The sequence below is a fragment of the Bizionia sp. genome (assembly GCF_048259285.1).
Classification (GTDB): Bacteria; Bacteroidota; Bacteroidia; order Flavobacteriales; family Flavobacteriaceae; genus Algorimicrobium; species Algorimicrobium hallyeonense.
Genome location: NZ_JBLXHU010000001.1, coordinates 144,429 through 160,996 on the forward strand (window position 1 = coordinate 144,429; position 16,568 = coordinate 160,996).

16 protein-coding genes are annotated in these 16,568 nt (G+C 35.1%); 10 read left to right on the forward strand and 6 right to left on the reverse strand.

Features of this window, described 5'->3' with window-relative positions; translation table 11 throughout:
* Positions 1 to 64 precede the first annotated feature (64 nt).
* The gene (locus ACN0QX_RS00675; RefSeq protein ID WP_417195055.1) at positions 65 to 3,532 is read left to right on the forward strand and encodes a T9SS type A sorting domain-containing protein; all 3,468 of its coding nucleotides are present in this window, start codon (positions 65 to 67) and stop codon (positions 3,530 to 3,532) included.
* Positions 3,533 to 3,692: 160 nt separating this feature from the next.
* Here ACN0QX_RS00675 and ACN0QX_RS00680 read toward each other — a convergent pair whose 3' ends face one another.
* The 6 genes from ACN0QX_RS00680 to ACN0QX_RS00705 form a co-directional block, all read right to left on the reverse strand.
* Positions 3,693 to 4,064, reverse strand: coding sequence for a DUF4258 domain-containing protein (locus ACN0QX_RS00680; RefSeq protein ID WP_417195056.1), 372 nt, complete (start codon positions 4,062 to 4,064; stop codon positions 3,693 to 3,695).
* 32 nt (positions 4,065 to 4,096) lie between these two features.
* On the reverse strand, positions 4,097 to 5,296 hold the full coding sequence (locus ACN0QX_RS00685; protein WP_417195057.1) for an alanine dehydrogenase: 1,200 nt from the start codon (positions 5,294 to 5,296) through the stop codon (positions 4,097 to 4,099).
* 64 nt (positions 5,297 to 5,360) lie between these two features.
* A complete protein-coding gene (locus ACN0QX_RS00690) occupies positions 5,361 to 5,882 on the reverse strand; it encodes a hypothetical protein (protein ID WP_248399515.1) in 522 nt (173 codons plus the stop codon).
* Positions 5,845 to 5,988 (reverse strand): hypothetical protein, encoded by a 144-nt coding sequence (locus ACN0QX_RS00695; RefSeq protein WP_248399517.1) that lies wholly within the window; start codon positions 5,986 to 5,988, stop codon positions 5,845 to 5,847. The genes ACN0QX_RS00690 and ACN0QX_RS00695 overlap by 38 nt, the downstream gene beginning before the upstream one ends.
* Positions 5,989 to 6,165: 177 nt before the next feature.
* Positions 6,166 to 6,570, reverse strand: coding sequence for a tRNA (adenosine(37)-N6)-threonylcarbamoyltransferase complex ATPase subunit type 1 TsaE (gene tsaE, locus ACN0QX_RS00700; RefSeq protein ID WP_376859745.1), 405 nt, complete (start codon positions 6,568 to 6,570; stop codon positions 6,166 to 6,168).
* A 96-nt stretch (positions 6,571 to 6,666) separates the two neighbouring features.
* Positions 6,667 to 8,220 (reverse strand): PglZ domain-containing protein, encoded by a 1,554-nt coding sequence (locus ACN0QX_RS00705; protein ID WP_417195058.1) that lies wholly within the window; start codon positions 8,218 to 8,220, stop codon positions 6,667 to 6,669.
* 37 nt (positions 8,221 to 8,257) lie between these two features.
* Between ACN0QX_RS00705 and ACN0QX_RS00710 the strand changes: the two genes are divergently transcribed.
* The 9 genes from ACN0QX_RS00710 to fabG all read left to right on the forward strand — a co-directional run bounded on the left by ACN0QX_RS00710 (position 8,258) and on the right by fabG (position 16,565).
* Positions 8,258 to 9,487 carry an HD domain-containing protein gene (locus ACN0QX_RS00710; protein ID WP_248400613.1) on the forward strand — a complete coding sequence of 410 codons (1,230 nt, stop codon included), beginning with the start codon at positions 8,258 to 8,260 and terminating at the stop codon, positions 9,485 to 9,487.
* 25 nt (positions 9,488 to 9,512) lie between these two features.
* Positions 9,513 to 10,541 (forward strand): UDP-3-O-(3-hydroxymyristoyl)glucosamine N-acyltransferase, encoded by a 1,029-nt coding sequence (gene lpxD, locus ACN0QX_RS00715; RefSeq protein ID WP_248399525.1) that lies wholly within the window; start codon positions 9,513 to 9,515, stop codon positions 10,539 to 10,541.
* Positions 10,528 to 11,934: a bifunctional UDP-3-O-[3-hydroxymyristoyl] N-acetylglucosamine deacetylase/3-hydroxyacyl-ACP dehydratase gene (locus ACN0QX_RS00720; RefSeq protein WP_417195059.1), complete on the forward strand. Its 1,407-nt coding sequence runs from the start codon at positions 10,528 to 10,530 to the stop codon at positions 11,932 to 11,934. The genes lpxD and ACN0QX_RS00720 overlap by 14 nt, the downstream gene beginning before the upstream one ends.
* Positions 11,935 to 12,004: 70 nt before the next feature.
* Positions 12,005 to 12,790 (forward strand): acyl-ACP--UDP-N-acetylglucosamine O-acyltransferase, encoded by a 786-nt coding sequence (lpxA, locus tag ACN0QX_RS00725; RefSeq protein ID WP_066247995.1) that lies wholly within the window; start codon positions 12,005 to 12,007, stop codon positions 12,788 to 12,790.
* Positions 12,791 to 12,805: 15 nt separating this feature from the next.
* The gene (gene efp, locus ACN0QX_RS00730) at positions 12,806 to 13,372 is read left to right on the forward strand and encodes an elongation factor P (protein ID WP_248399527.1); all 567 of its coding nucleotides are present in this window, start codon (positions 12,806 to 12,808) and stop codon (positions 13,370 to 13,372) included.
* Positions 13,373 to 13,422: 50 nt separating this feature from the next.
* Positions 13,423 to 14,358, forward strand: a complete 936-nt coding sequence (locus tag ACN0QX_RS00735; RefSeq protein ID WP_417195060.1) for a UDP-3-O-(3-hydroxymyristoyl)glucosamine N-acyltransferase — start codon at positions 13,423 to 13,425, stop codon at positions 14,356 to 14,358.
* A complete protein-coding gene (locus ACN0QX_RS00740; RefSeq protein WP_248399532.1) occupies positions 14,359 to 14,766 on the forward strand; it encodes a nuclear transport factor 2 family protein in 408 nt (135 codons plus the stop codon).
* A gap of 70 nt (positions 14,767 to 14,836) precedes the next feature.
* Entirely contained in the window at positions 14,837 to 15,709 is an 873-nt protein-coding gene (gene sucD / locus ACN0QX_RS00745; protein WP_248399534.1) for a succinate--CoA ligase subunit alpha, read from the forward strand.
* A gap of 109 nt (positions 15,710 to 15,818) precedes the next feature.
* Positions 15,819 to 16,565, forward strand: coding sequence for a 3-oxoacyl-[acyl-carrier-protein] reductase (gene fabG / locus ACN0QX_RS00750; protein ID WP_248399536.1), 747 nt, complete (start codon positions 15,819 to 15,821; stop codon positions 16,563 to 16,565).
* Positions 16,566 to 16,568: the final 3 nt, after the last annotated feature.

Consider the following 16,568-nt stretch of genomic DNA (forward strand, 5'->3'; position numbering starts at 1 on the left):
AGAAATTGTTTTGGTTATAAGTTGAATACATAGTTTTACGCAGATTAATAGCAAATCGCCTCAAATGAAGAAAAAGATTAGAGGGAAATTTCTTTTAAAAGGAATCTCCATAAGCATGTTACTTTTATTTTTTACCCCAAATAAAATAACTGGTCAGTCTTATCCTGACCAAGTTCAATTACCAAATGTTAACTACGAAACGTATCAGCAACCCGGAACATCACTTCCTGGTTATTTAGAAACGTTTACGGAATCACTTTCCGGGAGTTCGGTAACAAGAATCACGGATAGAAATGTATTTAATGTTTCAGGACAACGATTAAGGCATAATTACAGTCGTGATCAAACTTGGAACAGCGATGAAACATTAATAAAAATGGCGGGTTATCCAGCAGCAATATTAGATGCTGAAACTTATGAGTTTTTGTATTGGAGTGATATTCCTAGTTATGGCCGATGGAGTCACACACAACCAAATATTATGTACGGAACAGATGGTAATACATTTGTTTCTCATGATGTGAATAGCAACCAAAGAACTGTTTTACATCGTTTTTCAAATTATGCCTCTGTCGATTTTGGTTTTGGAGAAGGCAATCAAGATAAATTTGACAGATATGTTGGTCTTATTGGTAAGAATGGCAATAATAGTACCCTTATAGTATATGATATTCAGAATAACGTGGTTACTGGTACAAAAGATATTGGTACAAATGGAAATGAATTAGATTGGTTTTCCGTATCCCAATTAGGTGGCTTTGCTGTTGCCCAATATAAGGACAACGGAACAGGTCCTACCGCTGGAATTAAATCTTATAATATTAATATGACTAATGAACAGCATATTTATCACAATACGGAACATGGAGATTTAGGTGTAGATGCATATGGAAATGAGGTTATTGTTGAATATGGTGGTGAAAGTGAATGGAATGCTAATTATAGTCTATATATGGCACGATTAGATGGTCAAGGTGTTACCAAGCTTTTTCCGTATATTAATGGAAAAGGTATTTGGGGTGGTCATATTTCTACTCAAAACGTAGACAGACCAGGTTGGGCTTATATTAGTGAACAATGTTGCCCAACTAATCCGGTGGCACCTGCGGAAATTTTCGCTATTAAGTTAGATGGTTCTGGAACCATTGAACGTTATGGAAAACACAATGCTGCACCTTCGTCGTATTTACACGAAACACAAGTAGTGCCAAATAGAAATGGGACTAAAATGATTTTTGCCAGTAATTGGAATGATTCAGCCGTTATGAGCCAAAGTGGTTCCCCATCTTTTGTTTTGGAGTATCCACAAGTATCACAAGGGATGACTGTAAATGCCGGAAATGATGTTTCTGTTTGTGAAGGTCAATCTACAAATTTAACGGCTTATGGAACGGGCGGAACTAATTTTACTTGGAGTACAGGTGAAACAACTCAAAACATAGAAGTAACCCCAAGCCAAACAACAACCTATACGGTAACATTAACAGATAATTCTGGGAATAGCGTTACAGATGAGGTCGTGGTAACGGTAAATTCAATTCCGGTTGCAAACGCTGGAGAGGATGTTACTATAAATGAAGGCGAATCTGTAACCTTAACGGCTACAGGTGGCGACACATTTTTGTGGAATACCACTGAAACGTCTGCAAGTATTGCAGTTAGTCCAACTGTAACAACAACCTATACAGTACAGGTAATAAGGCAGGGATGTTCATCAGAAGATACGGTTGTCGTATCAGTGTCACCAACTCCCATAACAGCCGATGCTGGTGACGATACAACGATTTGCGAAGGCGCAAGTGTCACTTTAACGGCATCGGGAGGATCAGATTATGAGTGGAGTACAGGTGAAACTTCACAAAGCATAACGGTTAATCCAACAACAACTACAAACTATACAGTAACGGTTTCAAACGGTCAGACATCCGCGTCTGATTCAGTTTTGGTAACCGTAAATCCTTTACCAACAGCACATGCTGGTTCAGATATAACAATTACGGAAGGCGAGAGTACCATACTAACAGCAACAGGAGGAACATCTTATTTATGGAATACCGGCGAAACCACATCTAGTATATCAGTGAGTCCTCTGCAAACAACAACATATTCAGTTCAGGTTACTGAAAATAATTGTTCTAGTGAAGCAATTGTAACAGTTGTCGTTGAAGGTTCAAGTCCAACCGTTACAGCGGATGCAGGTGAAGATGTTACAATTTGCGAAAACGCTTCAACCACATTAACCGCTTCTGGTGGATCTTCCTATGAATGGAGTACCGGAGAAACAACTCAAAGCATTGAGGTTAACCCGACAACAACCACAACCTATACGGTTTTAGTATCTGATGGTAACACTTCAGATTCAGACTCTGTAGTTGTAACCGTAAACGCATTACCTAACGCAAGTGCAGGGTATGACGTAACTATTACAGAAGGCGAAAGCATTACACTTAATGCTTCGGGAGGAACTTCTTATTTATGGAATACAGGGGATACATCTCAAAACTTGACTGTTTCACCTACGGAAACGACAACTTATTCCGTAACAGTAACCGAGAACAATTGCTCCAATCAAGATAGCGTAACCGTATTTGTAAATCCGGAAGAACCTGTCGTTGAGGCAAATGCTGGTGATGATGTTACCATTTGTGAAAACGCGTCAACCACATTAACCGCATCAGGTGGTTCAATATACGAATGGAGCACAGGTGAAACCACACAAAGTATTACCGTTAACCCATTAACTACTACAACATACACAGTACATGTGTCCGAAGGAAATGTTACGGATTCAGATACAGTGGTGGTTACAGTTAGCCCATTACCAAACGTTGTAACTAGTGATGATCCAACTATTGAGTTTGGACAATATACTACCTTATCCGCTTCTGGTGGAACCGACTATTTGTGGAGCACAGGAGAAACCACGCCACAAATTTCTGTTAGTCCAACCTATACATCAATTTACACTGTAACGGTTTCAAACAATGGCTGCGCTAGAACTGAAAATGTTCAAGTAAATGTTGTTGATTTAGTGAATGCCGATGCTGGAGACGATGTTGAAATTTGTGCTGATGGCGACCAAAACACAAGCGCAACATTACGCGCAACTGGTGGCTTGTATTATGAATGGAGTACTGGGGAAACAACGCAAAGTATTACTGTTAGCCCAGAAGAAACAACGGAATATGAAGTAATGGTTTCCAACGGGTTTAACTATGAAACAGATCGCGTAAATGTTATTGTAAATCAATGTTTATCTGCAGGAGAACCTGAAATAGTAAATACTGAAATGTTGGTGTTTCCAAACCCCGCAACTAGTGAAATAAATGTGAAAGTTTCAGGATTTGACAATGATACTAAAATTTATATTTATGATATGTTAGGTCGTTTAATTCAAACCACTTCCATTGGAACCACGTCACATGGCGCAATTACCAAGAAAATTAATGTTTCTAATTTACCTAGAGGAATGGTATTGGTAACCTTAAACCAAAATGGAGTAGTTCATACTAAAAAAATTGTACTGAATTAAACAGTCCATTTAGGCTACATAAAGTGGCTGTCTGAAAAGTGAGTATGCTTTGTCAAACCAAGCGGAGTAGAAGTTTTAGTGTTTTAAATAACCGGACTATTTCTACTACGCATAAGGTGACATTTAGAACCGCAAATTACTTTTTAGATAGCCATTTTTTTTATTTCCATAACACTTCGATAATGGTAGCAATGCTATCGCAGTTTTCAATTTTCAAATCTAAATTAGCGTCTTTTGTTCGGCTTTCTAAAAAGTAAATACCACAGGGCTCTCTTCTTGTGTCGCTTTTAGAAAACTGGACGTCGCCAAATTTAATTACGGATCTTATAGTTGTGCTATCAATAGATCTCGCTTGTAGTTCTTTTTCCGCTTCCGCACTTATGTGTAATGTTTTGGAGTTAATATTCTTTAAAACGCGTGCTTCCGGACCGTAATCACAGGACGCTTTTTTACCATTTAAAAAAAAGGCTAGTAACACTAAACCAATTGAGAATCCACCTAGGTAATACCCAATACGTTGAATTAATTTCACAGTTAATATTTTGAATTTTAAAATAAAATCGACTAAAATATCAATAAATTAATATCGCTATGTTTTAAGTCGAACCATTCGCCAACAGATTTGTTGGTTAAAATGCCGTGGTAAAAATACAACCCATTTTTTAAACCCTTATCAAAACGTAAAGAATTTTCTAAACCGCCATCTTCGGCAATTTTTAATAGGTAAGGTGTACAGATATTACTAATAGAAATAGAAGCTGAGCGTGAGTAGCGTGCTGGAATATTAGGTACACAGTAATGGGTAACGCCATGTTTAATAAATGTAGGTTGTTTATGAGATGTAACTTCGCTGGTTTCAAAACAACCTCCCATGTCAATACTAACGTCTATAACCACCGAGCCATTTTTCATATTGGCCACCATGGAGTCGCTAACAAGAATAGGCGCTCTATTTTTACCACGAACGGCTCCAATAACCACATCGCAACGTTTTAATGCTTTCGATAGGTTTTTTGGTTGTAATGTTGAGGTGAAAATTGTACGACCTAAATTAGTCTGAATACAGCGTAATTTGGTTATGGAATTGTCAAAAACTTTTACATTGGCACCAAGTCCAATGGCGCTTCTTGCAGCAAATTCACCAACGGTTCCTGCACCTAAAATTACGACTTCAATAGGAGGAACACCGCTTATGTTACCAAATAATAAACCGTTACCATTATTTACATTGCTTAAAAGCTCTGATGCTATTAATACAGAAGCTGTTCCGGCAATTTCACTTAAACTTCGCACGGCAGGATAAGCGCCATCTTCATCGCGAATAAACTCGAAAGCCAAAGCAGTTATGCGTTTACTGGCAAGGGCTTCAAAGTATTTTTTATGTTGGGTTTTGAGTTGTAATGCTGAAATAAGAATGGTTTGCGGATTAATCAGTTTTATTTGATCAAGTGTAGGTGGTTCCACTTTTAAAATCATGGGACATGCATAAACTTTGGCAGTATCTTTCGTGATTTCTGCACCAGCTTCGCTGTAATCCTTGTCACTAAAATTAGCGCCCTTTCCTGCGCCAGCTTCCATAAGTATCCGGTGGCCATTACTGGTTAAAGCGGAAACAGCGTCAGGTGTTAAACAAACCCGTTTTTCTTGAAATGCAGTTTCTTTTGGAATACCAATAAATAATTCACCTTTTTTCTTGTAAACCTCTAGGGTTTCTTCCTGTGGGAGTAATTGTTGTTTTGTAAAAGGGGATAAGGCTTTGGACATAATTTGACAGCATATTATTGATACCTCAAATTACGAATTAATTTTTGAAAGAATGATGTGTTTTTTAAAAATACTGCTTAATCTTACCCCAAAGTGATGTTGGTTTCAGCATAAATTCATCTTCCAGTTCTTGTAATGATTTATTGGCTGTATTCAATTTGTCAAACATTTTTGCACGTATCAAATAAATGGATGGTACTACAATTGCTATTAAAGGGATCAAATATAGCATCTGATTACTGTCAACGTAGCTAATATCATCATTTATAACAGTAAATATTTGAAATATAAACATCGAAATTGGAATAATCAGCACGTGATACCACCAATGTCTGCAAGTGAAAAACCATATGAGAATGAGTAGTAGGGGAATTATCTTGCCAGTTAAAGTCCAAGCAACTGTAAGTACACTACCGTAATGTGTGCTATCATATGTGAATAAAAAAGTGTCCCAAACCTTTTGGTCTGGAACACTTTCGTATAAATAAAATAAATAGGGTGTTGATGCAATAAATACAGCAATAAATGTACCTAGTACAACACTTCTATTATCCGTGCGTTGGAACCACGATTTTTCTTTTTTCAATTTTTGTTGTTTGTTGGTCATTTAAATCAATTATGTGGGCTGCTTGAGCTGTAAATAACATTCCACCAAAAATTGCAATTGCTAATAAATACTTTTTTGTTCTCATAATATTAAGGGATTTAATTAATTAATAATCCAAATGTATATGAGTAGTATGATTCAAAATAGCTCGAAATGTTAAAATTATGTTAAAATTAACGTTTTTTCAAATTTCGATTACGGTTTTCCCGTAAAATGCCTCAGTTTGAGAATTATGTCATTTTGTCAGTCTCTTAAAATTACCTTATTTAAGCGTTAATTGTCTTTTTTCAGTTCCAAGATGCTCTATTGAAATGATATGAAAATCATCTGATAGAAGCTCTTTTATAATCTCTGGCCATTCTATAAATAACCAATTATTACTTTCTAAATAATCTTCAATTCCAAAATCATAAGCCTCTTCCATGGAATTTAATCGGTATAAATCAAAATGATAGATATCCGAATTAGAAGTGTGATAGGTGTTCACTAAAGAAAACGTCGGGCTGCTTACATCATCTGAACTTCCTAGTTTTTTTACTAAAGCTTTAATTAAAGTTGTTTTTCCTGTACCCATGGCACCATCAAATAAAATAACTTTGTGTTTTAGAGCTTTTATAATAGCTTGAGCCACACTATCTAGACTTTCTAAATTATAATCTACAATCAAAGTATTATATATTAAAGCACAATTATAAGAATTAAAAATCACAAAAACTAATAAAAAGTGTATTTCATCGGATTTTTATGTATTTCAAAGATGATTTTATTTGGGGTCCAATACAATAAACGGTATAATCATTTCTTCTAATGATACGCCTCCATGCTGATAGGTATTCCTGTAATAGCTTACATAGTGATTGTAATTATTTGGATAGGCAAAAAACAAATCGTTTTTAGCAAATATAAAGGAGCTGCTCATGGTTAAGGCTGGTAAATGAATAGATTTCGGGTCTTTTGCTACCAAAACGTCTTTATCTTCATAGGTTAAACTTCTTCCAGTTTTGTAACGTAAATTTAAAGACGTGTCCTTGTCGCCAACCACTTTAGACGGATTTTTAACATTTATAGTGCCATGATCTGTAGTTAGGATTAATTTAAACCCAAGTTGCTGGGCTTGCTGAATCATTTCTAATAACGGTGAATTTTTAAACCAACTTTGTGTTAATGAGCGATACGCTTTATCATTAGATGCTAATTCTTTTACCACATCCATTTCTGTTTTGGAGTGCGATAACATATCTACAAAATTGTAAACTACTACAGTTAAGTCGTTATCTTTTAATGATTTAAAGTTGTCTACTAATTGTTTGCCATTTTTTAAATTGGTTATTTTGAAATACTTGGTAGATAAGTTCTGTAAGCCTAATCGTTTCAATTGGGCTTCTAAAAACGCTTCTTCATGTAAATTTTTACCGCCTTCATCCGTATCGTTTTTCCATAAATCAGGATGCATTTTTTCCATGTCGGAAGGCATTAACCCTGAAAAAATAGCATTTCTAGCATATTGTGTGGCTGTTGGTAGAATGCTAAAAAAAGCTTCTTCTTTTTGCTTTTTATAATAGTTGCTTACCACAGGTTCAAAAGCTTTCCACTGATCGTAACGTAAATTATCAATTACAACCAATAGCGTAGGTTGTTCTTTGCTAATTTCTGGTGTCACTTTATCTTTAAATAAATTATGAGACATTGTTGGTGCATCCGTATTGGGTTCAAACCACTTTGGATAATTTTTATCAATAAACTTCCCAAACTGCGAGTTGGCTTCCGATTTTTGAGATTCTAAAATTTCAAACATCCCAGAATCTTCAATATCTTCTAGTTGCATTTCCCAATAAATTAGTTTTTGGTATAAGGAAACCCATTCTTGATAGCTGTTAACCATTGATAAATCCATAGCTATTTTGCGAAACTCCTGTTGGTAATTAGAGGTGGTTTTTTCTGAAACTAATCGTGAGTGATCTAAATTTTTCTTTAAACTCAATAAAATCTGGTTTGGATTTACTGGCTTTATCAAATAATCAGCTATTTTATTTCCAATAGCTTCTTCCATAATATATTCTTCTTCACTCTTGGTAATCATTACAACAGGAAGTGTGTCGCGCTTTTCTTTAATTTCATTTAAGGTTTCTAAACCAGTTAATCCAGGCATGTTTTCATCTAGGAAAACAATATCAAAATTTTTATCTTCCAAAACCTCCAAAGCTTCAGTTCCACTTTTACAGGTGGTAACTTTATAGTTTTTTTGTTCTAAAAAGATGATATGTGGTTTTAATAAATCAATTTCATCGTCAACCCAAAGAATATTTATATGGTTCATGTATATTTGTTTATATATTAATATTATGATAGCAAGCTTGCAGACAAAAAACAAACTCAAGATATTTAACGATCCAATTTACGGATTTATTACCATTCCAAATGCGCTGATTTTCGATTTAATCAATCATAAATATTTTCAACGCCTTCGCCGAATATCCCAAATGGGTTTATCTTATTTAGTTTATCCTGGCGCACATCACACGCGTTTTCATCATGCTTTGGGCGGTATGCATTTAATGCAGAAAGCTGTTCAAGTGCTTCGTTTTAAAGGGGTTGAAATATCTGAAGCTGAAGAAAATGCCTTGTACATAGCCATACTTTTGCATGATATTGGTCATGGACCTTTTTCTCATGCCATGGAGCATAGTATTGTAAATGGTGTGAGTCATGAGCATATTTCGCTTCAATTTATGGAGGTTTTAAACGCCGAATTTAACGGAAGTTTAACGCTTGCCATCCAAATTTTTAAGGGCGAATACAACAGACCCTTTATGTGTGCGTTAATTTCGAGCCAATTTGATATGGATCGAGCCGACTATTTAAAGCGTGATAGTTTTTATACAGGTGTCGCCGAAGGTAATATTAATAGTGACCGATTAATTACCATGCTACATGTGGTGGATGACGAATTAGTAGTGGAAGAAAAAGGCATTTACAGCATTGAGAAGTTTTTAGTTGCCAGACGTCTTATGTATTGGCAAGTGTATTTGCATAAAACAGGTTTGGTTGCCGAACAGTTATTAATGCGTGTTTTACAACGCGCTAAAGAACTTACCCAACAAGGTGTTATTTTAGAAGCCAGTAAACCGTTACAGTTTTTTTTACGGAATGATATACAAATTGCTAATTTTAATAACGAGACTTTAGATACATTTTCTAAACTAGATGATTATGATATTATAATGGCAATGAAAGCTTGGCAATATCACGATGATTTTGTTTTAAAAAATTTATGCGAAATGATTATTAACAGGCAATTATTAAAGGTGAAGCTAAAAAAGAATCCCGTACAGCCGGAAAAGCTTCAGAAGCATATAAATAAATTAATGAAACAATATAAGGTATCAGAGCATGAAGCGGCCTATTTTGTTTTTACTGGTGCCATTTCCAATCAGGCTTATGAACAAGATAGCCAGCCGATAAACGTCTTATTTCAATCGGGTAAAATTCAAAATATAGTAAAAGCTTCAGACCAATTAAACCTAAAAGCACTGTCAAAACCAGTCACAAAATATTATATATGTTATCCTAAAGATAAAATGTAATACATTTTTTCTATTTTTGCTTTCAATGAATTTTACAGCAGAACAAATAGCAGGTATTTTAGAAGGTGAAATTGTTGGCGACTCTACTATTGAAGTTTCCAGGTTATCTAAAATTGAAGAAGGAGCGGCAGGCGCTTTAACCTTTCTTTCTAATCCTAAATACACACCTTATATATATACAACTAAAGCTTCTATTACAATTGTTAATAAAAGCTTTATTCCAGAGAAAGATATTCACACTACTTTAATAAAGGTAGATGATGCCTATAAAGCGTTTTCAAAATTATTGGAATATTATAACCAGGTTAAATTAAACAAATCTGGAATAGAACAGCCAACATTTATTTCTGATTCTGCTAAATTAGGCGAAAACATATATATAGGTGCATTTTCGTACATTGGAAATAATGTAGAAATAGGTAATCATGTTAAAATTTTTCCCAATAGTTATATTGGCGATAATGTGGTGATTAAGGATCATACGATTGTGTTTGCTGGTGTAAAAATTTATTCAGATTGTTTGGTTGGTTCCCACTGCGTTCTTAATTCAGGCGCTATTATTGGAGCTGATGGTTTTGGATTTACCCCAAATGAAAAAGGGGAGTACCATAAAGTACCGCAAATAGGGAATGTTATTTTGGAAGATTTTGTGGATGTTGGTGCAGCCACCACGATAGATCGTGCCACTTTAGGTTCTACAATTATTAGAAAAGGTGTAAAGCTGGATAATCAAATTCAAATTGCGCACAATGTTGAAATTGGAAAAAATACTGTTATTGCTGCGCAAACGGGAATTGCTGGCTCAACCAAAATTGGTGAAAATTGTCAAATAGGAGGCCAAGTTGGTATTTCAGGACACCTTACCATAGGTAATAATGTTAAAATACAGGCACAATCTGGGATTGGTAAAAACATTAAGGATAATGAGGTTTTACAAGGCTCGCCTTCATTTAATTATAGCGATTGGAATAAATCCTATGTGCATTTTAAAAATTTACCAAAATTATTTAAATCAGTAAACGAGATAGAAAAAAAATTAGATGGGAATAATTAATACGGATATCAAACAGAAAACCATAGCTAGTGATGTTTCGCTTAAAGGCGTTGGTTTACACACAGGTAATAATGTAACCTTAACGTTTAAACCTGCTCCTGAAAATTTTGGATTTGCGTTTAAACGCATTGATTTGGAAGGTAGCCCAATTATAGAAGCTGATGCTGTTTACGTAACTAATACGCAGCGTGGTACATGTCTTGAAAAAAATGGCGTTACAATCCAAACCTGCGAGCATGTTTTGGCAGCGCTTGTTGGTATGGGCATTGATAATGCTATTTTGGAGCTTGATGCAGCCGAACCACCGATTATGGATGGTTCATCTAAATTTTTTGTTGAAGCTATTGAAAAGGCTGGCATTGTAGAACAAGAAGCCTTCAGGGAAGCTTACGAGGTTACTGATGTCATTTCTTATACAGACGAAGAAACCGGAAGTGAAATTCTAGTGATGCCTGCCAAAGAGTACCAAGTGACTACTATGGTGGATTTTGGCACTAAAGTTTTAGGAACACAGAATGCGTCCATTAAAAATATGGCTGAATTTAAAGCTGAAATATCAGATTCTAGAACCTTCAGCTTTCTTCATGAAATTGAAACACTTTTAGAACACGGACTTATTAAGGGTGGCGATTTAAATAATGCCATTGTTTACGTTGATAAAGAATTGTCTCCAGAAACCATGGAGAAACTAAAAGTAGCTTTCAATAAGGACTCCATTTCTGTAAAACCTAATGGAATCTTGGATAATTTAACATTGCATCATCCAAATGAAGCGGCACGACATAAATTATTAGATGTTATTGGCGATTTAGCCTTAATAAAAACACATATTAAAGGTAAGGTTATTGCTAATAAGCCAGGTCATTTTGTAAACACACAATTTGCAAAAAAAATGTGTAAGATTATTAAAAATGAGCGTCGTAATAATGTGCCGAATATTGATTTGAATAAAGAGCCGTTAATGGACGTAAATCAAATAATGAATATGTTGCCACATAGACAACCGTTTTTGTTAATTGATAAGATATTCGAATTAACAGATTCTGGCGTTATTGGTATGAAAAACGTAACCATGAATGAGCCCTTTTTTGCAGGACATTTCCCAGGCGCACCAGTTATGCCGGGTGTTCTAATTGTTGAAGCTATGGCACAAACAGGTGGTATTTTAGTATTAAGTACCGTTCCGGATCCAGAAAATTATTTGACATTCTTTATGAAAATAGATAATGTAAAATTCAAACAAAAAGTCGTACCAGGAGATACATTAATATTTAAATGCGATTTAATTTCACCTATACGTCGTGGTATTTGTCACATGCAAGGTTATGCTTATGCTAATGGAAAACTATGTGCGGAAGCCGAATTAATGGCGCAAATTTCAAAAGTTAAATAATAATACTAAATGCAGTTTTTTAAACATAACTTGCTAAATAATTTTACCAATTAATTAATTCTAGTATAAAATGAATCAACCACTAGCATACGTACATCCAGGAGCTAAAATAGCTAAAAATGTCGTAATTGATCCCTTTACAACTATTCATAATAATGTTATTATTGGAGAGGGAACTTGGATAGGAAGTAACGTAACCATTATGGAAGGCGCTCGTATTGGTAAAAATTGTAATATTTTTCCGGGAGCTGTAATTTCAGCAACACCTCAAGATTTAAAATATAAAGATGAAGATACCACAGTTGAAATTGGTGATAACGTGACCATTAGGGAATGTGTTACTATTAACCGTGGAACAACAGATAGAATGAAAACCGTTATTGGTGATAATTGTTTAATTATGGCCTATTGCCACATAGCGCATGACTGCATTGTTGGTAAAAACTGTATCTTTTCTAATAATAGTACACTTGCAGGTCATATTAATGTTGGCGATTATGTGGTTCTAGCAGGTATGACAGCTGTTCATCAATTCTGCTCAATTGGAAACCATGCATTTGTAACAGGTGGTTCTTTAGTAAGAAAAGATGTACCACCATTTGTTAAAGCAGCTCGTGAACCTTTATCCTACGTTGGAATTAATTCAGTAGGTTTAAGACGTCGTGGTTTTACAACTGAAAAAATTACCGAAATACAGGACATTTATAGAATTCTATATCAAAAAAATTATAATAATACACAAGCAGCTGAAATCATTGAAGCTGAAATGGAAGCAACCCATGAGCGTGATGAAATTTTGCAATTTATAAAAGATTCGCAACGTGGTATTATGAAGGGTTACTTCAAATCTAATTAAAAATAAACAAGTAAAATGGCAACAACATCAGATATTCGCAACGGATTATGTATTCGTTATAATCATGATATTTATAAAATAATTGAATTTTTACACGTAAAACCGGGAAAAGGTCCTGCGTTTGTAAGAACTAAAATGAAAAGTGTAACATCAGGAAAAGTATTGGAAAATACCTTTTCGGCGGGACATAAAATTGAAGATGTGCGTGTTGAAACACATAAGTTTCAGTTTCTATATCATGATGGTGAATTTTATCATTTTATGAACCAAGAAGATTATACACAAATTCGTTTATTAGAAGCCGCTTTGGATAGAGCTGATTTAATGAAAGAAGGTGAAGTAGTTACCGTATTAATAAATACGGAGGACAATATGCCGCTTTCTGTTGAAATGCCAGCTAGTGTTATATTAGAAGTAACACATACTGAACCAGGTGTAAAAGGAAATACAGCAACCAACGCTACCAAGCCTGCAACAGTGGAAACAGGAGCAGAGGTAAATGTGCCACTTTTTATAAATGAAGGTGATAAAATTAAAATTGAAACCGATAAAGGGACTTATAAAGAGCGCGTAAAAGAATAAAAATTAGTAAAACAGTTAGTTTTAAAATACTGATTGCTAATTATAGAAATATGAAGTTTCCAAAACCACATACTTTAGAAGAAATTGCCTCGTTAATTGATGTTAACTATATTGGTGACCCTAGTTTTCCTGTGCTTGGTATGAATGAAATTCATGTCGTAGAACCTGGAGATATTGTTTTTGTAGATCATCCAAAGTACTACAATAAAGCACTAGATTCTGCTGCTACCATTGTTCTAATTAATAAAGAGGTTACTTGTCCAGAAGGGAAAGCCCTTTTAATTAGTGATGATCCGTTTCGCGATTTCAACAAGCTCACCAAACATTTTAAACCGTTTCAACCGGCAACATCTGCTATAACAGATTCGGCTAAAATTGGAAAAAATACTATCATTCAACCTAACTGCTTTATTGGTAATAATGTTATTATAGGCGACAATTGTGTTATACATTCCAACGTTACTATTTATGATGATACCATTATTGGAAATAATGTAACTATTCATGCAGGAACTATATTAGGAGCTAGTGCGTTTTATTATAAAAAGCGTCCAGAAGGATTTGATCCTTTAATCTCTGGCGGCCGTGTGGTTATAAAGGATTATGTAGACATAGGTGCACTTTGTACGATTGATAAAGGGGTAACGGGTGATACCACGATTGGAGAAGGTTCTAAATTGGATAATCAAATTCAAATAGGTCATGATACCATGGTTGGAAAGAAATGCTTAATTGCGTCACAAACGGGAATTGCAGGATGTGTAATAATTGAAGATGAAGTAACTATTTGGGGACAAGTAGGCTGTGCAAGTGGTATTACTATTGGAGAAAAAGCAGTTATTCATGCTCAATCAGGAATTAGTAAATCCTTGCCAGGAAATAAAACGTATTGGGGAACACCAGCTCAAGAAGCACGAGCAGTCATGAAGGAAATGGCTAATATTAAGCAATTACCCAAAATAATTGAGCAATTAAAACATAAATAAATGACTTCAAAAGCGCTTATTAAATCGTACTACGAATCAGATTTAGCAAATGATGAAACGTTAATAGATAAATTTTATCATAAAGATTGCGTCATTCACTGGAATAGTAGCAGAGGCTATACTAAAATGAATTTTAGCGGGATAACTGCTTTTTTTAAAAGTGTCAGGGAATCATATAATAATTTAAGATTTGAAATAACCCACTTATTGGAAGAAGATGATGTAGTAACCTCTAGACATACCTTATATGCAAACACAATTGAGTCCCAAGGCGAAGAAATGCCAATTGCACATTACATCTGTATTCATCACATAATAGACAATCAAATTCATCGTACTTTTGAGATTAGTCAACCTGCGGATACCGATAGTTTAGATTCAGGCGCATATTCTAAAATAAATTTATAAAAACTCTTTACAAATAGGTGGCAAAACATTACTTTTGTCACGTTTTAAAAACATAAAAAATTAAACTTAGATGAGCGTTTTAGTTAATAAAGATTCAAAGATAATAGTTCAAGGATTTACAGGTAGTGAAGGAACATTTCACGCTGGCCAAATGATTGAGTACGGAACCAATGTTGTTGGTGGTGTTACACCAGGAAAAGGTGGGCAATCCCATTTAGACAGACCTGTTTTTAACACAGTTCAGGAAGCTGTAGAAAAAGTTGGAGCTGATACTTCTATAATTTTTGTGCCACCAGCTTTTGCTGCTGATGCCATTATGGAAGCTGCTAATGCTGGAATAAAAGTGATTATTACTATTACCGAAGGAATTCCTGTAGCCGATATGATTAAAGCGGCTCATTACATAAAAGATAAAGATTGCCGATTAATTGGTCCTAACTGTCCAGGCGTTATTACGCCAGGCGAAGCAAAAGTAGGTATTATGCCAGGTTTTGTTTTCAAAAAAGGAACGATTGGTATTGTGTCTAAATCAGGAACGTTAACCTATGAAGCTGCTGATCAAGTGGTAAAACAAGGTCTAGGTATTACAACAGCTATTGGTATTGGTGGTGATCCAATTATTGGAACAACAACTAAAGAAGCTATTGAATTATTAATTAACGATCCAGAAACAGAAGCCGTTGTAATGATTGGTGAAATTGGAGGTCAATTAGAAGCAGATGCTGCACATTGGTATAAAGCAAGTGGCAGTAAAAAACCAGTTATCGGTTTTATTGCTGGTGAAACTGCACCTGCAGGACGTACTATGGGTCATGCTGGAGCCATTGTTGGTGGTAGTGATGATACGGCGCAAGCTAAAAAGAAAATTATGAGAGAATGTGGTATTCACGTAGTAGATTCTCCAGCTGAAATAGGCAAAAAAGTAAAAGAAGTTATGGGTTAATTTAACCTAATAAAACTGTTAAAAACCTTACAAAATCTTGTAAGGTTTTTTTATTTCATGCAACTTGTATTTATTATATTTGACAAACAACTAATCACATCAGCGAATTATGAAATTATTAGAAGGAAAAACAGCCATAATTACAGGAGCAAGTAGAGGAATTGGTCGTGGTATCGCCGAAGTTTTTGCAAAACATGGTGCAAATGTTGCATTTACTTATAGTTCTTCTGTTGAAGCCGCAAACGAACTTGAAAATGAACTGAATGCGCTTGGAATAAAAGCCAAAGGCTATAAAAGTAATGCTGCTAGTTTTGATGAAGCGCAACAATTAGCCGAAGATGTTGCCAAGGAATTTGGTAGTATTGATATTTTAGTCAACAATGCGGGAATAACCAAGGATAACCTGCTCATGCGTTTAAGTGAAGATGATTTTGATAAAGTTATTGAAGTCAATTTAAAATCCGTTTTTAATATGACCAAAGCAGTTCAGCGCACCATGTTGAAACAACGTAAAGGTTCCATCATTAATATGAGTTCTGTGGTTGGTGTTAAAGGAAATGCCGGTCAAACTAACTACGCAGCTTCTAAAGCCGGAATGATTGGTTTTTCAAAATCTGTAGCTTTGGAACTTGGTTCTAGAAATATTAGAAGCAACGTAATTGCACCTGGATTTATTGAAACGGAAATGACCGCAAAATTAGATGAAGAAACGGTAAAAGGATGGCGTAGTACTATTCCTTTAAAACGTGGCGGAACACCTGAAGATATTGCCAATGCATGCGTATTTTTGGCTAGTGATATGTCTGCCTACATTACAGGACAAACACTAAATGTGGATGGTGGTATGCTAACATAATCC